This window comes from Mesorhizobium sp. BR1-1-13 (genome assembly GCF_020165515.1).
Lineage (GTDB): Bacteria > Pseudomonadota > Alphaproteobacteria > Rhizobiales > Rhizobiaceae > Mesorhizobium.
Map to the genome: position 1 here is coordinate 232,167 of NZ_JAIUIH010000003.1, position 19,040 is coordinate 251,206.

The 19,040-nt window shown below is 63.3% G+C and carries 16 protein-coding genes and 2 tRNA genes; 12 read left to right on the plus strand and 6 right to left on the minus strand.

Annotation, left to right across the window (positions count from 1 at the left end; all coding sequences use genetic code 11):
- Positions 1-134 precede the first annotated feature (134 nt).
- Entirely contained in the window at positions 135-1,388 is a 1,254-nt protein-coding gene (tyrS, locus tag LB533_RS08765) for a tyrosine--tRNA ligase (RefSeq protein ID WP_224677017.1), read from the plus strand.
- Between the two features lie 7 nt (positions 1,389-1,395).
- Here tyrS and LB533_RS08770 read toward each other — a convergent pair whose 3' ends face one another.
- Entirely contained in the window at positions 1,396-4,785 is a 3,390-nt protein-coding gene (locus LB533_RS08770) for a DUF3971 domain-containing protein (protein ID WP_224677018.1), read from the minus strand.
- A gap of 95 nt (positions 4,786-4,880) precedes the next feature.
- Between LB533_RS08770 and LB533_RS08775 the strand changes: the two genes are divergently transcribed.
- Both LB533_RS08775 and LB533_RS08780 read left to right on the plus strand, forming a co-directional pair.
- Positions 4,881-5,348, plus strand: a complete 468-nt coding sequence (locus LB533_RS08775; protein WP_224677019.1) for a peroxiredoxin — start codon at positions 4,881-4,883, stop codon at positions 5,346-5,348.
- 179 nt (positions 5,349-5,527) lie between these two features.
- Complete coding sequence (locus tag LB533_RS08780) at positions 5,528-6,832, plus strand: M23 family metallopeptidase (RefSeq protein ID WP_224677020.1); 1,305 nt, start codon at positions 5,528-5,530, stop codon at positions 6,830-6,832.
- Positions 6,833-6,868: 36 nt separating this feature from the next.
- On the opposite strand, the gene LB533_RS08785 is transcribed toward LB533_RS08780, so the two are convergent.
- Positions 6,869-7,018 carry a hypothetical protein gene (locus LB533_RS08785; RefSeq protein ID WP_224677021.1) on the minus strand — a complete coding sequence of 50 codons (150 nt, stop codon included), beginning with the start codon at positions 7,016-7,018 and terminating at the stop codon, positions 6,869-6,871.
- A 166-nt stretch (positions 7,019-7,184) separates the two neighbouring features.
- On the opposite strand from LB533_RS08785, the gene LB533_RS08790 reads away from it, so the two are divergent.
- The 6 genes from LB533_RS08790 to LB533_RS08815 all read left to right on the plus strand — a co-directional run bounded on the left by LB533_RS08790 (position 7,185) and on the right by LB533_RS08815 (position 12,450).
- On the plus strand, positions 7,185-8,348 hold the full coding sequence (locus tag LB533_RS08790) for an ROK family transcriptional regulator (RefSeq protein ID WP_224677022.1): 1,164 nt from the start codon (positions 7,185-7,187) through the stop codon (positions 8,346-8,348).
- A complete protein-coding gene (locus tag LB533_RS08795) occupies positions 8,348-9,112 on the plus strand; it encodes an ATP-binding cassette domain-containing protein (protein ID WP_140493903.1) in 765 nt (254 codons plus the stop codon). Before LB533_RS08790 ends, LB533_RS08795 begins: the two co-directional genes overlap by 1 nt.
- A gap of 39 nt (positions 9,113-9,151) precedes the next feature.
- Positions 9,152-10,192, plus strand: a complete 1,041-nt coding sequence (locus LB533_RS08800; RefSeq protein ID WP_140637871.1) for a sugar ABC transporter substrate-binding protein — start codon at positions 9,152-9,154, stop codon at positions 10,190-10,192.
- Between the two features lie 105 nt (positions 10,193-10,297).
- Complete coding sequence (locus tag LB533_RS08805) at positions 10,298-11,293, plus strand: ABC transporter permease (RefSeq protein WP_140515772.1); 996 nt, start codon at positions 10,298-10,300, stop codon at positions 11,291-11,293.
- Complete coding sequence (locus tag LB533_RS08810; protein ID WP_140637870.1) at positions 11,290-12,075, plus strand: SDR family NAD(P)-dependent oxidoreductase; 786 nt, start codon at positions 11,290-11,292, stop codon at positions 12,073-12,075. The genes LB533_RS08805 and LB533_RS08810 overlap by 4 nt, the downstream gene beginning before the upstream one ends.
- Before the next feature lie 171 nt (positions 12,076-12,246).
- A complete protein-coding gene (locus LB533_RS08815) occupies positions 12,247-12,450 on the plus strand; it encodes a CsbD family protein (RefSeq protein WP_140493912.1) in 204 nt (67 codons plus the stop codon).
- Positions 12,451-13,010: 560 nt separating this feature from the next.
- Here LB533_RS08815 and LB533_RS08820 read toward each other — a convergent pair.
- Positions 13,011-13,087 (minus strand) — tRNA-Asp (locus tag LB533_RS08820).
- 217 nt (positions 13,088-13,304) lie between these two features.
- Between LB533_RS08820 and LB533_RS08825 the strand changes: the two genes are divergently transcribed.
- A tRNA-Val gene (locus tag LB533_RS08825) sits at positions 13,305-13,380 on the plus strand.
- A gap of 15 nt (positions 13,381-13,395) precedes the next feature.
- Here LB533_RS08825 and rbsK read toward each other — a convergent pair.
- Genes rbsK through LB533_RS08840 form a run of 3 tightly spaced genes read right to left on the minus strand, consistent with a single transcriptional unit; the run spans position 13,396 to position 15,862 of the window.
- Positions 13,396-14,328, minus strand: coding sequence for a ribokinase (gene rbsK, locus LB533_RS08830; RefSeq protein WP_140637844.1), 933 nt, complete (start codon positions 14,326-14,328; stop codon positions 13,396-13,398).
- Between the two features lie 4 nt (positions 14,329-14,332).
- A complete protein-coding gene (locus LB533_RS08835; protein WP_140637843.1) occupies positions 14,333-14,785 on the minus strand; it encodes an RbsD/FucU family protein in 453 nt (150 codons plus the stop codon).
- Positions 14,786-14,812: 27 nt separating this feature from the next.
- Positions 14,813-15,862, minus strand: a complete 1,050-nt coding sequence (locus LB533_RS08840) for an ABC transporter ATP-binding protein (protein ID WP_140637842.1) — start codon at positions 15,860-15,862, stop codon at positions 14,813-14,815.
- Positions 15,863-16,151: 289 nt separating this feature from the next.
- Here LB533_RS08840 and LB533_RS08845 point away from each other — a divergent pair, with 289 nt between their 5' ends.
- Entirely contained in the window at positions 16,152-17,816 is a 1,665-nt protein-coding gene (locus LB533_RS08845) for an ABC transporter substrate-binding protein (protein ID WP_140493924.1), read from the plus strand.
- A gap of 97 nt (positions 17,817-17,913) precedes the next feature.
- Entirely contained in the window at positions 17,914-19,035 is a 1,122-nt protein-coding gene (locus tag LB533_RS08850) for a carbohydrate ABC transporter permease (protein ID WP_140637841.1), read from the plus strand.
- The last annotated feature ends 5 nt before the right edge of the window (positions 19,036-19,040 follow it).

Genomic DNA, 19,040 nt, shown 5'->3' on the forward strand with positions numbered 1-19,040 from the left:
GATCGCGAGTCCCTGGCTAAAGCGCGATCGGACGCAAAACCGGATTCCACTTTTGCTGATCGCGCTTGGGTGCTAAACGCGCGCGTTCATATACGTCCGTACCGGATCGGGCGGACGCTTTCGGGAAAGAAAAAATGCCTGCCTTCAAATCCGATTTCCTGCGCACGATGAGCGAGCGCGGCTTCATCCACCAGACTTCGGATGATGCCGGGCTGGACGATCTCTTCGCCAAGGAGACGGTAACTGCCTATATCGGCTTCGACGCGACCGCCAAAAGCCTGCACGCCGGCTCGCTGATCCAGATCATGATGTTGCACTGGCTGCAGCAGACCGGCCATCGGCCGATCGCCCTGATGGGCGGCGGCACCTCGATGATCGGCGACCCTTCCTTCAAGGACGAGGCGCGCAAGCTTCTGACACCGCGCGACATCGACGACAATCTCGCCGGCATCCGCCGCAATTTCATGCCGTATCTCAAATTCGGCAGCGGCCCGAATGACGCGATCATGGTCAACAACGCCGACTGGCTGATGGAGATCAACTACGTCAATTTCCTGCGCGACGTCGGCCGTCACTTTTCGGTCAACCGCATGCTGGCCTTCGATTCCGTCAAGCTGCGGCTCGACCGCGAGCAGTCGTTGTCCTTCCTCGAATTCAACTACATGATCCTGCAGGCCTATGACTTCGTCGAGCTCTACAAGCGTCTCGGCTGCCGTCTGCAGATGGGCGGGTCCGACCAGTGGGGCAACATCATCAACGGCATCGATCTCGGTCGCCGCATGGAGGACGCGCAACTTTATGCGCTGACGACGCCGCTGCTCACCACCTCGTCGGGCGCCAAGATGGGCAAGTCCGCCACGGGCGCGGTCTGGCTCGATGCCGAGATGCTCTCGCCTTACGAATTCTGGCAGTATTGGCGCAACACGGAGGACGCCGATGTCGGCCGTTTCCTGAAACTCTATACGACGCTGCCGTTGGACGAGGTGGCGCGCCTCGAAAAGCTCGGCGGATCCGAGATCAACGAGGCGAAAAAGATCCTCGCCACCGAGATCACCGCCTTGCTCCACGGTCGCGGCGCCGCCGAACAGGCCAGCGAAACCGCACGCAAGACGTTCGAGGAAGGTGCCCTCGCCGAGACGCTGCCGAGCGTCGAGGTCGAAAACGCCAAGCTCGAAGCCGGCGTCGGCATCCTGTCGCTGCTGGTGACCGCCGGGCTGGCGGCATCCAACGGCGAAGCGCGGCGGCATGTGCAAGGCGGTGCGGTACGGCTCAACGATCAGCCTGTCAGCGATGACCGCCGCACGGTCACGCTTCAGGATTTGAGTCCGGAAAACGTCGTAAAGCTTTCACTCGGCAGGAAAAAACACATTCTGGTGAGGCCGATCTGAGATCGCTTCACCGGTACTCGAAGATCGACCTGAATATCCCGGGCGCGATCACCGAGAGCGGGTTGATGTCGAGCAGCGGCTTGTTGGCGTTGCCCTTGAGCCGGTAGGTCACGCCGATCAGGCCGCGGTCGCGGCCATTGCCCAAAAGCGCGCCGACGATGGGCAGTTCCCCGAAGATGCGGTTGAGGCCATAGACCGGCATGAAGGTGCCGGTCATGTCCATGTTGTTGTTCTGGTCATAGAGCGTGCCCTGGAATGTCGTGCCGATGCGGGGACCGCGCAGCACGCCATTGGCCAGCTTGAGATAGCCGCTGCCCTTCTCAATCTCGGCGTAGCCGCGTTCGAACTGTACCCGTGAGGTGTCGAGCTTGCCCTTGACCGCCTGATTGAGGCTGCGGCTGTCGCCGGCCGGCGTGGTCGAGACGATGGACGCGAGCTTCGGTTCATTGACAACGAAGAAGTTCGTCGTGTCCACCTTGCCCTTCATCGGCCCGTCGCCCGCTCCCGACAGGGCCAGGGCAATCGCCCCACCTTCCATGTGCTCGTAGATGTTGAGGAACCTCAGTATCGCACCGGCGTCCGCCGACTGTACGTTGAGTGAGCGCCGGCCGGCGCTGCTCGTGTTGCTGATGGCAATGGCGGCTCCCGAACTTGCGGTGGCGCTGACCTTCAGCCCGTTCACCCTCGAGCCGGCCGCGCTGTAGTCGAGCTTGAGATCGGACAATTGCTCGTCGTGGAAGCCGGTCAGCCGATCGACGTCAGCGCTGACGGAAATCGCGTCGGCGCCCGTCGTCTTGGTCGCGGTGTCGACGTCGGAGGTGAACTGCTTGATCAGCGAGCGGGCATCCAGGGCATTGCCGCTGATGTTGACTGCATAGCCCCTGCCCGATCGCTTGACGGACACCGCCACGTCGTCGCCCCGGTTCAGGGCGACTTTGCTGAACTTTGCCGAGGACAGGGCACCGTTGACCAGCACGATGTTGCCGTCGACGGAGAATGTCTTGCCGTCGAGGTCGAAGTCGGACAGCGTCGTGGTATCGCCGGACGTGGTCATGACGAATGTAGCACTTGCCGGAATCCCTGCCCCCTTGCTCCATCCAGCCCAGGGGATGTCGAGCCTGGCGTTGGTCAAGTCGGCCGAGACGTTCTGGTTGCCCTCGCCGCTTTTGTCGATCGCGACCTTCACTGTTCCGCCCAACAACGGGGCCAGCCCCGGCATGGCGGCGGCGCGGATCTTGTCGTCGAGCACCAGGGCCACCTTGCGGCTGCGTGCCGGTCCGCCATTCTCCAGCGGCTCGATCAGGTCGAGTTCGGCGGGAATGCCGTTCAGGGATGCCTTGGCGGAAATGACAGCCTTTTCAGGGTCGACCGTGACGGAACCGTCGGCATCCGTGACGGTCTGGCCTTCGAACGGCTTGGCCAATGAAAGCCCGCTGTAGTCGAGCGATACCAACCAATCGAGCTTCGAGCTGTCGACGCCGGATTGCAGCGGAATATCGGCCCTGACATGGCCGGTGACGCTGCCGGACAGGTCTTCCGGCAGGAAGCCGACATGGCGCATGGCATTGATCGGCTCGTAGGAGGCAAGTTCAGCGACCGCGGACGCTTCGCCGGCAACGTCGATGTCGAGTGCGCCGACGACCGGAGGGCGGTTGGCCGCCTTGACGGTCAGCGTACCATTGCTGGCCGCCACGGTGCGGCCGCTGGGCATAAAGACGGTGCCCGAGGACAGGGAGATATCGACGTCATTGCCGTGGAAGGCGACGACACCGACGGCATCGCGTATCGGGGGGATGCGCCCAGCCGTGTCGAAACGCGATCCTTCGATCTGGAAGCGGCCGAACACCTCGTCGGCGGAAAGCGGCACGCCATTGCCGAGGCGATCAGGCACCACTTGGAATTGAAGATTGGCATCGACGACGCGGCCGCCGAACAGATTGTCCAACACCCAGAGCCGCGCATTGCGCGCCGAAAACCATGGCCAAAGCTGCTTGACGTGCGAGACCGGCATGTCGTGGACGTTGAGCGCCAGATTGATGCCGGGAGCCTTGCCGTCAACGAACTCCACGGCCGCGGTTCCAAGGACCTCGCTGGAAGCGGCGGACCGGACTGCGATCTGATCGGCTACCAATTTATGGCTTTTGGTCTGGTAGACGCCGGCGATGCGGGCAAGGAAGGTGAGCGCCGGCTCCGGCGATTCCGAAGGCGCCAGCGTCGAGCCGTCACTGGTCAAATCATATCGGTAGGCCGGCTCCTCTCCGGCGGCGCCGGTCGGGGGCCTGGGCCCAATCGAGCCGGCGAAATCAAAGGTCGAGCGGCCGGTTTTCAGCAACAGCCTGTCCACCTGGATCTTGTTGCTGCCGCGGACGAGCGTGGCGTCGAGATCGACATCGGCCGACAGCATGCCACGCGTGCCGAGATCAAGCACCGATCCCCTGGACGACAGGGCGGCCGTCAGCCGCGACGCGGTGTCGCCGGCTCCTTGCGACCCTTTGAGCGTCACGCTGAGCGCGCCCAACTTGCTGCCGGACGCCGCGGCGCCGCTCGCGCCATCGTCTTCGGCGATGCCGACGGTGGCATCCAGCGATATCACGCGCCGGGTCTCGGCATCGCGGCTGGCGGATGCGGCGACGGTCACCGCCTTGCCGTCGACATTTGCCTGCGAGGAGAACTCCATGCCGCCTGTCCCCGACTGCAGGACGACGGCGTCGGCGACGGTGATCAACCTGACCGCCTCGGTATCGGGCAAGACGAATGCCACATTGTGAAGATCGATACGGTGCAGCGATTCCTCGCGCACCGCATCGAGAGCGTGATTGATGTTGGCAAAGAGCGCATCGGACAGTTTTTCGGGATCGATCAGCCCGTCCCGATTGCGCAGCTCGGCCGTCCAGTCGCCGCCCGACGGCATCGCCGCGGTGACGATGCGCGCATCGGAAATCCTGGCGCTGGTCAGCCGCACCTCGCCTCGAAGCAGCGGCAGCAGGCGGATGCCGAAACCCACCCTGCCCGCATCGGCCATGGGCTTGCCGTCGCTGGCCTTCAGGCTGACGTCGCTCACCTGGAGCGCGACGAAGCTCGAACTGTCGAGGGTGATGCGGGCGGGCCCGACCGCAACATCGACATCGACACCCGCCAGCTTCTCGATGGCGGCCTCGGCCTCGACGCGCAGCCGGTCGGCCCCTATTCCGGAGACACCGATGAGATAGACGGCCACTGCGGCCAGCACCACCAGCGCAATGGCGCCGGCAAACAGCCGCGAAAGGACGCGAAAGCCGCGCCCGATCGCCGCTTGGCCGAGAGGCGGAACGCGGCAAGCCGACGGCAACGCGCCCAGGTCGGTGATTTCATCCCGCCTGAACCTGATCTTCTCGTGCTGCGGTTGCTCCTGATCCACGCAATTTTCCGTTCTACGAACTCGCTCGTGGACGAATCCCCGCTCGACACTATATCGGTGTGGGTTCGCGCGTAACCTCAAACAAGGGCATGGATATGGCTGACCTCAATGTGGGCGATCCCGCGCCGCAATTCGAGTTGCCGCGGGACGGCCGCGGTTCGCTCAGCCTGGCCGGCTTTGCCGGCAGGCCTGTCGTCCTCTACTTCTACCCACAGGACGACACCACCGGTTGCACCGCCGAAGCGATCAGCTTTTCGCAGCTGAAGCCGGAATTCGAGAAGGCCGGCGCCGTCGTGATCGGCCTGTCGCCCGACAGCGCCAGGAAACACGACAAGTTCAAATCGAAATACGATCTTACCATCGACCTTGCCGCCGACGAGGAGCGCAAGGTGATCGAGGCCTATCATCTTTGGGTGGAGAAATCGATGTATGGCCGCAAATACATGGGCGTCGAGCGGGCGACGTTCCTGATCGGCCGCGACGGGCGTGTCGCCAGGATCTGGCGCAAGGTCCGCGTCAAGGGCCATGCCGAGGAAGTCCTGGAAGCTGTGCGCGCGCTTTAAGGGCCAGTAGCGTCTCCGTGCCGGCGCTTTGTTTTCAGAAGGCGGCGCGAAGATTTCTCCCACAACCCCATGCTCGTTTTGCGCGCAATCCTTGCCGACGCCTTGCTTCGGCAAAGCTTTGTTAACCTTAATAATGTGTAGTCGGGCTGTCGTGGTGTCGTAAACGAAAGCTTGGTCCCGTGAACGCAACCGGTCAGTCCGCGATCTTTGGCAGGCGCAAGGAACCGCATACAGTCATCATCGCCCGTGGCAGCGAGATCAGGCACTTCACTATCCGGCCCTGGCTGGTTGTATTTCTCGGTTCGGCGCTGGCGGCGATCGCCATCGGCTACCTGTTGGCCACCTCCTATCTCGTGCTGCGCGACGACCTGATCGGCGCCACCACCGCGCGCCAGGCGCGTATGCAGCAGGCTTACGAAGACCGCATCTCCGCATTACGCGCCCAGGTCGACCGCATCACCAGCCGGCAATTGCTTGATCAGCAATTGATGGAAACCAAGGTGAGCGAGCTTTTGGAGCGCCAGACGCAGCTCAGCCAGCGCCACGGCCGCCTCGGCCCGCTGCTGGACCGCGCCGAAAATGAAGTCGGCGCAGCGACGGCCGAAGATCCGGCAGTGCCGGCAAAGCCTGACAAACACGCCGAAGTAACCGGCAGCATCGCCCAGCCTGCTCAAAGCTACGCGCTGGCCAGCCTCGGCGCCGCCCCTGGCGCCGCCGACACCAGGCCGTTCTCCCTGTGGGCTACCCGCTCCGATCCGCTGCCGAACGATTCAGCCGCCGATCGTGCCGACAAGCTGTTCATTTCGATCAACAAGTCGTTGAAATCCATCGAGAACGACCAGCTCACGCGCATCAGCATACTTGCTGACAACGCCTACAAGAATGCCGACGCCATAACCCAGGCGCTCGAGGCGGCCGGGCTGCCGGTCGACAGCGACTTCGGCAAGAACGAAAGCGATGTCGGCGGACCGCTGATCCCGCTCGACAGCTCGATGTTTTTCGACAGCAAGGTCAAGGAACTGGACGAGGCGCTGGACACGCTCGACCAACTCAAGAAGGAAGCACGCCGGCTGCCGCTCGCCAATCCCGCCCCCGGTCATTCCGTCACCAGCCCGTTCGGCGTGCGCACCGACCCGATCCTCGGCACGGCCGCCCTGCATTCGGGAATGGACTTCAGGGCGCCGATCGGCATGGCGGCCAAGGTCACCGCGCCAGGCGTGGTCACCAAGGCCGGCTGGAATGGCGGCTATGGCCGCATGGTCGAAGTCGATCACGGCAATGGGTTTGCCACGCGCTATGGACATCTCAGCGAAATCGACGTGACCGTGGGCGAAAAAGTGGATGCCGGCGCTGTCATCGGCAAGACCGGCAGCAGCGGCCGCTCGACCGGGCCGCATCTGCACTACGAAGTCCGCCACAATGGCGAAGCGATCGATCCTTTGCGTTTCCTCACGGTCGGCAAGAAGGTCGCGCAGTATCTCTAACGCACGGGCCCAGGCAGTCGCCATCCTGCGCCGTCTTCATTGCTTTTTCGCATCCTTGTCGCCGTTCGGGGCTTTTCCCTTGCGGGGCGACCGCAAATTGTCGAAGCCTATATAGTGGTCGGTATCAGATGTATTCCATCTGCCGCCCAGGCAGATGATGGCAATGGCCGCGGCGAAGATCAGCAAGACATAAATCTTATCCATGTCCCCTATCTAGGGCACGGTGATCAGCCGGACAGCCGCCGGCCTTTCTGCCGTCGCGGGCACATCACTCAAGTGCGACACATTTTTGAATTCCATTTGACTGAATAAATGTTTGGTGCCAACCTTGCGTCAACCGGGGACGCAAGGCATGGCATTGCGAGGGACCAATCAGGAGTTCGGGCGGCCGTACAACCGGCGCATCGTGCTCGAATCGATCCGCCGGTTTGGCCCCATCGCCAGGGGCGACATCGCCAGGCATGTCGGGCTCACCGTCCAGACCGTGTCGACCATCGTTCGCGAACTGGAGGAGCAGGGCTACGTCCTGTCCGTACGCGAGGAGCCGAAGGGCCGTGGCCTGCCACCGGCGACGCTGCGCATCAATCCCGAGGGCGGCTATGCCGTTGGCATCCACCTGACGCCGCTGGGGATCGACGCGGCGCTGATCAATCTCAGCGGTGACGTGATCGACAGCTTGCACCGCGAGGCCCCCAACGCGACGCCCGATCATGCGTTCGACCAGGTCGGCGCCATGGTCCGCGAGCTTACCGGAACGCGCGCCGCGGGCCGTGTCATCGGCATCGGCATGGCGCTTCCCGGCCCGTTCGGCGTCGACACTATGAGCTTCATCGGTCCGACCACAATGGCCGGCTGGAAGGACGTGGCACTGCGCGAGCGGCTAACGGCGGCGACGGGATTGCCGGCCTTTTTCGACGGCGACATGGCAGCGGCCGCGATGGGCGAGCGCCTCTACGGCATCGGCGCCCAGCATTCCGAATATTACTATCTCTATTTCGGCGTCGGCCTTGGCAGCGCCATGATGCATGACGGCAGCGTGCTGCGCGGCGCCTGGGGCAATGCCGGCGAGATCGGCCATATTCCCGTCGTTCCCAATGGCGAGCTTTGCCCGTGCGGCAATCGCGGTTGCCTCGAACGTTATGTCTCGCTCGAGGCGCGGGGGCGCTGGAAGGGCAGCGATGCCGATTGGGTCGCCGAGGTCGGCCCGATCTTCCGCAACGCCATAGCCATCATCGAGAACCTTTTCGACCCCGAGACGGTCGTGCTCGGCGGGCTGGCGGCGCCGGACCTGCTCGAACGCCTGGCGAGGTCGGCTGCGCCTCTGCACAATTCGGTTTCCGCCCGCAAGGACCGCAAGACGCCGCGCATCGTCGTCGCCGGCGGCGGCCAGCATGCCGTGCTGCGCGGCGCGGCCGCATTGGCCGTCTCTGGGGTGTTGTCGCCGCGCTTCGGCCAGATGTTCACCGCCGGGCGCGAGCGCGGCCGCGATATCCTGACGGCCAGGGAGGTTGCCTGATGAGCGAACCCTTGCTGGTGCTCGACAACGTCACCAAGAACTATGGCGCGATCCAGGCGCTGAAGGGCATAAGCTTCTCGATCGGCAAGGGCGAGGTGGTCGCGTTGCTGGGCGACAACGGCGCCGGCAAGTCGACGCTGGTCAAGATCATCGCCGGCGGGCTGGAGCCCACCTCCGGCCGCATGCTGTTCGAAGGCAAGGAGTTCCTCGCCAAATCCCCCGCCGAGGCCAAGGCGGCTGGCATCGAGACCGTGTATCAGGACCTGTCGCTGTGCACGAATGTCGACGTGGTTGCCAATTTCTTCATGGGGCGTGAGATCACGCGCAAGGTGCTTGGCATTCCAGTGCTCGACGAGCGCGCGATGGAGGCCGTGGTCGGCAAGGCGCTTGCCAGTGCCGGCACCCGTATTCCGTCATTGCGCACCAATGTCGAGCATCTCTCGGGCGGACAGCGGCAAGCCATCGAGCTCAACCGCTTCGTGCACTGGGGCGGCAAGCTGGTGCTGCTCGACGAGCCGTTTGCAGCGCTTGGCGTCGAACAGACGCGGCGCGGTCTCGACATGATCCGCCAGGTGGCGAACCAGGGCATCGGCGTCGTCATCATCACCCACATCATGCAGCAGGCCTTCCAGGTCGCAGACCGGATCGTGGTGATCCGGCAAGGCGTCGTGGCCGGCGATGTCGCACGCAACAAGACAAGTCCCGATGCGGTGATCAACATGATCACCGGAGAGACGCTTGCCGGTGCCGGACCGGCGGGCTGAGGGACAAAAGAGGGGTCCGGCACTAGAGGAGCCAACGACATGAAACGAATACTTCTTTCTGTCCTCGGTATCCTGGCACTGGCAGTTGCCACGCTCACGCCGGCATTCGCCCAGTCCAAGGGTACCGTCTACTACATGGTGCCGACCTTGCTCGACGAGTTCCAGACCGGCTCGGTGAGCGCGCTGGAACTGTTCCTGAAACAGGTCGGCTACGAGATGAAGACGCTGAATGCCGACAACAAGACCGACGCCCAGCAATCGCAGATGAACGACGTCATCGCGCTGAAACCGAAGGCGATCATCCTGGCCGCCGTCGACTTCAACGCGCTGAAGCCGTCGATCGAGGCCGCGCGCGCGGCCGGCATACCTGTCGTGGAATTCGATCGCCAGATCACCTCCACTCCATCCGACTTCACCTCGGTAGCCGGCACTGTCGAAATCGGCCACGTCGCCGCCGAACAGGCCGAAGCGCTGCTGAAGGCCAAGAACGGCGCTGTGAAGGGCAAGGTCCTGCAGGTGCTCGGCGATCCCGGCGATCCCTACACGCTCGACATCCAAAAGGGCTTTGAAGAGAAGATGAAGGCGTTCCCGGACGTCAAGATCATCTCGCTGCCTGCCATGCAATGGGAGGCCAGCAACGCCGGCACCATCGTCGCCGACCAGATGCTTGCCAACCCCGACATCGACCTGATCTTCAGCCACGCCGCGCATCTCTCGGTCGCCGCCGTCGCCTCGCTCGAGGCCGCCGGCAAGAAGCCGGGCGACGTCATGCTGATGAGTTCGAACGGCGCGCCGGTCGGCCTCGACCTGATCCGCAAGGGCTGGCTCAACGTCGAAGTCGAACAGCCGCTCTACGCGCAGGCCGCGGCCGTCGCCATGTTCATGGACAAGGTCGTCAACAAGCAGGAGATCAAGCCCGGCGACTATGACGTGCTTGGGCTCAAGTCAGTGGTGACCAAGGAGGCCTGGGGCCCGAACATCAAGATCCCGGGTGCCGCGATCACCAAGGAGAACGTCGATAATCCGGCCTTCTGGGGCAACCAGAAGCCGCCGACGGACACCGTGAAGCCCGTCGAATAAGCCTTCCCCAGAACGGTTCCGGGCCACCCGCCCGGAGCCGCCCTGCCCGGCAGAATTGCCCGGCATAGAGCCGCCGCGGCATTCGAACCCAAACCGGATCAGCCCATGAGCCCCCGCACCCGTCAAATCCTCGAGTTCGTCCTCGATAATCTCGTCTGGTTCATGCTGGTCTTCGTGCTGGTGGTGTTCTCCCTTTTCATTCCCAACTATTTCCAGCTCGGTATTTTCGCCAACATCATCGAAGCCTCCAGCGTGCTGGGCGTGATGTCGATCGGCCTGGCGCTGGTCATCATCGCCGGGCACATGGACCTGTCGGTCGAATCGGTGGCCGCGCTCAGCGCCATGGTGGTCGGCATCCTGTTCTGCTCTTCAGGCATCGGCCTTGGCGTGCAGTTGCACCCGGACTGGCTGATGGTGCCGGTTTCGCTGCTGCTGGCGCTTGCCGTCGGCGGCATCATCGGCGCCTTCAACGGATTCCTGGTCGTCAAGGTCAGGATGAGCGCCTTCATCATCACGCTGGCTTCCTACATCTGGGTGCGCGGCCTGGTGCTGGTCATTTCGGGCGGCCGCTCTGCGCAGGATCTGGCGCCTGCCATCCGCTGGTTCGGCATCCAGCGGCTGATCGGTCTGCCGCTCACCGCCTGGATCGCGATCGCCTGCTTCGTCGTCTTCTCGCTTATCATGGCCAAGACGCCTTTCGGCAGGCATCTGGTGATGATCGGCGGCAACGAGACGGCGACCTTCCGTGCCGGCATCCGCGTCAACCGCAACCTGATCATCGCCTTCGTGCTCGCCGGCGCCATAGCCGGCCTTGCCGGCTGGCTGCTCGCGATCCGCACCTCGGGCGCCACCGCCAATCTCGGCGTCGGCCTGCTGTTCAACGCCTTTGCCGCCGTCGTCATCGGCGGCGTCAGCCTGAAAGGCGGCGTCGGCACCTTGCCCGGCGTCTATGCCGGCGTGCTGCTTTTGTCGGCAATCAACACGGCGATCAACCTGATGGGCCTGCCCGCCAACTTCACCCAGGTCATTCACGGCTTGCTGGTGCTGGCGGCGGTCCTGCTCGACGCCTTCAAGCAAACCATTCGCCAGAGGCTAGCATGACCGTACGGCCAGAGACCGGAAGACTGTCCGGCAAGGTGGCGCTGATCGTCGGCGCCGCGCGCGGCATCGGCAAGGGCATCGCCCAACGTTTCGCTGAGGAAGGCGCCAGGCTTGTGCTTGCCGACACCGAGATCGAGGTGGGGCGAGCGACGGCCAGTGAACTTGACGCCGCCTTCATCGGCACGGATATCTCGCTTTTGGCCGATGTCGAGGCCGCCGTCGCGCTGGCGATCACGCGCCACGGCCGCCTCGACATCATCGTCCAGAACGCCGGCATTTATCCCTGGCAATTGCTGGAGAACACCAGCCCGGACGACTGGGATCGCGTCATGGCGGTCAATCTGCGCGGCAGTTTCAATGCCGCCCGCGCCGCACTGCTGCCGATGAAGGCGCAGCGCCGTGGCCGCATGCTGTTCACCTCCTCGATCACCGGACCGCACGTCACCAGTCCCGGCCACGGCCACTATTCCGCGACCAAGGCAGGCATAAACGGGCTGATTCGTTCGGCGGCGCTCGAATTCGCCGGCTACGGCATAACCGTCAACGGCGTCGAACCCGGCAACATCCTCACCGAGGGAATGGAGCTTCACCGGGGTGCTGCCTTCATCAAGAACATGGAAGACGCCATTCCGCTCGGCCGGCTGGGCAGCCCGCGCGACGTCGCCAATGCCTTCCTGTTCCTGGCCTCCGACGATGCCAGCTACATCACCGGCACCACGATTGTCGTCGATGGCGGGCAATTGCTGCCGGAGGGGAGCGACTTCAGGCTGGCGCCGCCGTGAACAGCCCGTGAGGGAAACAAGAAAGCCGGCGCACATCGCCACAGATGCCAAGCGCAGTGATGCCAAGCGCAGCCGCAGCGTTCCCCCTGGCGGTGATCGATGGGGATTGGGCCCAGCGGAACCTCATGGCGCTACACCCGTTCTTCATGTGTGATTCAGGAGATAGCCACAATGGATTGGAACCGCGTCGAAGGAAACTGGAAACAGGTCAAGGGTAAAGTCAAGGAGCAGTGGGGCAAGCTCACTGATGATGATCTCGACCGCATCGCTGGCAAACGCGATCAGCTTGAGGGCATTATCCAGGAACGCTACGGCATCGAGAAGGATCGCGTACGCCGAGATGTCGACGACTGGTATAGTCGGCAGGGCTGGTAGATAGCAGAGCTGCCATAAAAGGCCTCTTTACCGAGAGCCGTTATGCCTACGGTGGGCGGGCTCCCCCGCCCTTCCTGGCAATCCGCATGATGGCGCTCGCCACGCAAAAGCACAACGTCTACACCTCCAAGATCTGCGGCCAGAAAGCCGATATGCGCCACCTACCCCGGTGGATGAACAGCCGGATCATAGGCCTCTTGAGATCGGCTAGAACTCGCGCAGATGTTCCGTTATCGCGGAATATCGAACCACAAGGTTTTCCGGCATTATACTTCCTGGCGGACCCCAACCCGCCTGGCCGGCGTCCTGCAAGTCGGGTTTACCCCACCCGCCCCCAAAAAAGGGCGCCGGCCACCTAGGCTCGGGAAGGTGGCTCTTGCCGCCTTGATCGACAGGAGACGCTTCACTGTCTGAATGGGCGTTTTTACAAGTAGGCTGCCGTTCGGCGCGTCGGATCAGGTCCCAGATACGCAAGGTCTGGTTCTCTCCGGCAACAAAATATTTTGACATTCAACGTCAACATTTCTCCAAAGCCAAGGGTTTGTTTCCCTTGAGAGAAATGGCGCGAGTGACGGGGCTCGAACCCGCGACCTCCGGCGTGACAGGCCGGCACTCTAACCAACTGAGCTACACCCGCGCATTGACGAGCACGTGTCAGCCGTGTTCGTCGTTGGGGCGCTGGATAAGGGGTTCGCCACCGGGTGTCAAGCGCACGAAACCATCATAACATCAAACTGGAGAAGGTTTTTTGACGGCCGGCGTTTTGTTCGCAAATACGGCCCGCAACCACGGCGTCCCACGCTCATTTGGCCTTGCGAAGCTGGCCCCGACCGCTTAAAGGTCCGGCCCGGAGCGGGCGATTAGCTCAGTTGGTAGAGCGCTTCGTTTACACCGAAGATGTCGGCGGTTCGAGCCCGTCATCGCCCACCATCCAGGCCTTTCATTTCAAGCACCCCTCGCCAGTAGCGCCTCCACCTCGTGCAAGTCCGGCATGGACGGCGCGGTGCCTGGCCTCGTCACCGAAATGCCCGCAACGGCGCAAGCAAAGCGCACAGCTTGCAGGGGCTCCACCCCACGCGACAGCGCGGCGGCCAGGCCGCCATTGAAGGCATCGCCGGCTCCCGTGGTCTCGACCACCGGGCCGGCGCTGACGGCGGCGACATGTTCGGACCGATCCCTCGAGTGCAGCAATGCGCCTTTCTCTCCCAACGTGACGATGACGGCGCCGGCGCCCTTTTCGAGCAGCTTGCCGGCGGCTGCGCGGGCGTCATCGACCGAGGCGACCTTCATGCCGGTCAACTCCTCCGTCTCCGTCTCGTTGGGCGTGAGGTAGTCGCAGAACGAATAGATGCGGTCGGGGAGCCTGGCCGCCGGAGCCGGGTTGAGGATGGTCGTCACCCCTGCCCCGCGCGCGATCTCCAACGCCCGCAGCGCCGCCTCGATGGGCTGTTCGAGTTGCGTCACGAAGACGCTGGCGCCACGAATCAGTTCGGCATTGGCCTCGATGTCGTCGGGCGAGATCAACATCGCCGCGCCGGGGCTGACGATGATGGCGTTGTTACCGGTGCCCTCCTCGACAAAGATATAGGCGGCGCCCGTATAGCTCTCGGGCGTGTCGATCACGGCATTCTTCACGCCGGCGTCCTTCCAGGTGCGCTTGGCCATGTCGGCGAAGGGATCGACGCCGAGGCGCGTAAGAAAGGTTACATCGGCGCCGAGCTTACCGGCCGCAACCGCCTGGTTCGAACCCTTGCCGCCGGGACCGAGGGTAAAGGATGTTCCGAGGATCGTCTCGCCCATGCGCGGCTGCCGCGCGGCGCGATAGGCCGTGTCGGCGACGAAGACTCCGAGGATGACGATCGGCTTGCCGGCCACCATGCCGCTACTCCGCATCCGGCGGGACCACGCCCTTGCGGAAGGCAAAACAGCCGTAGAAACGGCGTTCGCCGGTCTGGATAACGCAGTAAGCCTGCTTGGCGCGCTCGTAGAAAGCGTAGCGCTCGACCGGCAGCATCGGCCATGGCTTCCCCTCGGCGGCGTCGATCTCCTTTTGCACTTCCTGCTGGACGGGCGGGATCTCGTCCGGCTTGCCGACGATCTCCATGCGCGCGGCCGAATCGTCGACGAACGTATCCAGCGGGTAGAGCGACAGCACCGCCTTCACGACTTGCGCCGCCGGCGCGTCGATGCGCAGCAGCCGCCCGAGCGCCGTCTGGCGCGCCACCGAATCGGAGGGGAAGTTGGTGTCGGCGATAATCAGGTCGTCGCCGTGTCCCATCGCCCGTAGTGCCCGGAGCACGTCGGCATTGAGGAGCGGATTGATCCCTTTGAGCATGATATTCCTTGTGAAATGAGTTTGAGATCAGAGACGCCTGCCGGTCTCGGCATCGAACAGATGGATGTGGTCGAGCCTCGGCCTGAGCTTGAGCGTATCGCCGGGCTTGAAGTCGTGGCGTTCGCGGAACAGCGCCACCAGCTCGCCGTCCCCGAAACGCAGAAAGACCAGGGTTTCCGAACCAGTCGGCTCGACCACCGAAATCTTGGCAGGCACGCCATCGGCATGGATCTCGACATGCTCCGGGCGCACGCCATAGACGACCGCGCGTCCTTCCTCCACAGCGCTGCCGGGCGCGACCGGGAACAGGGCGCCGGCGATGTCGACGCCGCCCTTGCGCGCGACGCCCTTGAGCAGGTTCATCGACGGCGAGCCGATGAAGCCGGCAACAAACAGGTTGGCAGGCCGGTCGAACAGTTCCAGCGGCGCGCCGACCTGCTCAATGCGGCCGTCGCGCATCACCACGATCTTGTCGGCCATGGTCATGGCCTCGATCTGGTCATGCGTGACATAGATGGTGGTGGTCTTCAGCCGCTGGTGCAATTCCTTGATCTCGGTGCGCATCTGCACTCGCAGCTTGGCGTCGAGATTTGAGAGCGGCTCGTCGAACAGGAACACCTGCGGGTTGCGCACGATGGCGCGGCCCATGGCGACGCGCTGGCGCTGGCCGCCGGAAAGCTGCCGGGGATAGCGTTTCAGGTAAGGGTTGAGGTCGAGGATGTCGGCGGCGCGCTTGACCCGCTCGGCAACCACGGCCGGATCGGTTTTGCGCAGTTTGAGCGCAAAGGCCATGTTCTGCTCGACTGTCTTGTGTGGATAGAGCGCATAGTTCTGGAACACCATCGCGATGTCGCGCTTGGCCGGCGGCAAGTGGTTGACCACGCGGTCGCCGATGGCGATCGTGCCGCCGGAGACGGTCTCCAGCCCGGCCACCATTCTCAGCAGCGTGGACTTGCCGCAACCCGAAGGACCGACCAGCACAACGAATTGGCCGTCAGATATATCGACGCTGACTTCGTGCAGAACCTTGACGGTTCCAAACGCCTTGGCCACTTTGCTGATCGCGACTTGAGCCATATCTCCCCCATCGGCTCCATTGCCGTATGCGCAGAAGCTAACCAACGCGACCTGCCAGGGCAAGCCGGTCTCTTCCCGACAAAAACCGGGTCTCGTTGACACGGCGTTTGGTTGCGAGAATAGTGACAAGCGCTGGTCCGAATACCGGTCGCCCGAACCAAAAAAACGGAACTTCAATCGAGCAGGTGGGGTCCTGCATCGTTCGTTTCCGAGCCGGGAGAATCGTTTGGCGCGCCAGCGCCTGAGAAATTTGGCCGCATTCACAACAGATATTCTGGGAGGAACATCGATGAAAACAGGTCTCTACGAAACGCTGGTCCGCGCGGGGGCAACCCGACGCGACATATTGAAGGGCGCGGCCTCGATGGCCGCGATCGCCGCCGCATCCGGCGCCGGGCTCGGCGCCCTCACGCGCCCTGCCTCCGCCGCCAGCGAGCTGCGCTCGAAAATCCTGCAGATCCCCGGCGTGGGCAAGGGTCAGCCGACCGACGCCGACTTCCAGAAGGTCGGCGAGCTCTGCCTCGAGGCGACCAAGGCCAATGTCAAGGAAGGTGAATTCGCCGGCGTCGAGCTTACCTTCATGGGTCTCAACAACCAGAACCTGCACAATGTGCTGTTCCGCGGCTTCCTGAAGCCCTGGGAAACCTATACCGGCGCCAAGATCAACTGGATCGATCTGGCGCAGGCCGACTACAATGCCCGCCTGCAGCAGTCGATCGCCACCGGCACGGTCGACTTCGACATCATCGAGATGGGCGCGCCGTTCGAGGGCGACGTCTGCGGCAAGGGCCTCACGTCCGAGATGCCCGACTGGGTCAAGACCCAGATCGATTTCGATGACCTCGTCAACTATCTGAAGCCGCCTGTCGGTACCTGGAACGGCAAGCAGTACCGCGTGACCGTCGACGGAGACGCGCATAATTTCAATTACCGTACCGATGTGTTTTCCGATGCCGATCTCGCCAAGGCCTGGAAGGACGGCGGCGGCGGGGGTGAATGGGGCGTGCCGAAGACCTGGCAGCAGGTCCAGGCGGTCACCAAGTTCCTCAAGGGCAAGCAGGTCAAGGGTCAGGACGTCTACGGCTATCTCGACGCGCCGAAACCCTGGGGCGGATTCGGCTTCTATTTCCTCGGCAGCCGCGCCACCGCCTACGCCAAGCACCCCGACGACAAGGCTTGGCTGTTCGACGCCGACACGATGAAGCCGCGCATCAACAATCCGGCCTGGGTGCGCGCCATACAGGACGTGATCGACGCGCTGCCTTCGGAGCCTGCCGACCAGATCAACGCCGATCCGAACACCACCGCCTTCCAGCAGTTCCTGGCCGGCACCGGCTCGATGGTAACCTGGTGGGGCGATGTCGGCTCGAACGTCAAGACCAACGACTCCTCCGTCGTGGGCGACGTCACCGGCTTCTCGATCCTGCCCGGCTCCGACGATGTCTACAACTCCAAGACCGGGCAGTGGGACAAACTCGCCAGCGGACCGAATTATGCGCCGAACTGCGCCTATCTCGGCTGGGGCGTATACGTCATGGCCCGCGTCGATAGCGACGAGAAGAAGAAGAAGGCGGCATGGTCCGCTGCCGCCCATCTCGGCGGCAAGGACCTGTCGATCTGGACGGCGATGTACCCGTCGGGCTTCCAGCCCTACCGCAACTCGCATTTCGACATTCCGGAGTGGGTGGCGGCGGGCTATGACGAAGCCTTCATCACCTCCTATCTCAAGTCGGAATCGGACAGCTACAACCACCCGAACGCGGCGATCGAGCCACGCATCCCCGGCATCTTCCAGTACTATTCAGCCGCCGAGGACATTCTGGCAAACACCTTCGCCGGCAAGATGAAGGCGCAGGAGGGCGCAGACGCCATTGCCGCGGCCTGGGAAAAGCTGACCGACCAGATCGGCCGCGACAACCAGATCAAGCTCTACAAGGCCTCGCTCGGCCTGTAGGCAGGCGTTACGATGGATCACGGCCCGGCGGAACGTCGTCGCCGGGCCGTATCTCGGCCGGCTTAGGCCGGTCATTTGCGCAAAAGAGGCAAGAGGCGTGGCTGACCAGACTTCGACCACGAACGCGTGGCCGGCAAATTCCGTACCGACCGACCTGATTCCGCCCGGCCGCAAACGCCTTGGTTGGTCCCTGATGGCCGTCGCGACGCTCGGCCTTCTGGCAACGATCCTGGTGCAAATCCTCTACAAGAGCGAGGTCGACACGATCGGCTTCGAGACATGGCGGCCCGTGGTCTACGCCTATGTGCTGTGGGGCGTGGCGCTCGGCATCGGCCAGGTGCTGACGCGCGGCGAAGACGGGCAGCGCGCGCTGTTCCTGCTGCCAGCGCTGCTGTTCACCATCGCCATGGTGATCTTCCCGACCCTGTTCGGCTTCTACATCGCGCTGACCGACTGGAACCTGAGTTCATTCTCGGGCCGCAAGTTCAACGGGCTCGACAATTTCTGGCAGATGCTCGGCGATCCCTATTACCGCAACGCGCTGTTCAACATGGTGCTCTATGTGCTGGCGGTGCTGGTCGAATATGTCATCGCCTTCGGCCTGGCGCTGCTGCTCAATGCGCAGATCCGGGCGCGCAAATTCTTTCGCGTCGTCTTCCTGATGCCGCTGATGCTGTCACCGGTCGCGGTCTCGTGGATGATCGGCAAATCGCTGATGGAGTACCGGTTCGGGCCGGCGGCGACACTGGCCCGCAACCTCGGCTGGGACAACCCCGCCTTCTTCTCCAACCCGATCACCGCCCGTATCTCGATCATGATGCTCGACGCCTGGACCTTCATCCCCTTCATGATGATCATGCTGCTTGCCGGCCTGCAGGCGATGTCGCGCGAGGTGCTGGAGGCCGCGCGGGTTGATGGCGCCACGGCCTGGCAGACCTTCTGGCAGGTCACTTTCCCGCTGATGCTGCCGGTGTCGGTGACCGCGGTCGTGCTGCGCATCATCTTCAAGCTGAAACTGGCAGACATCATCATCACGGTCACCTCGGGTGGTCCCGGCGGCGCCACCGATTCCGTGTCGAGCTTTATTTATCGCGAGTACCGGGACCGTTCCAATGTCGGCTACGGCACGATGCTGGCGATGGCCTATCTCGTCATCATCGTGGTGTTCGTGACCTGGCTGCTGAAGGTCGCCAACCGCTTCGTGCGCAATGTGAATTAGAGCGG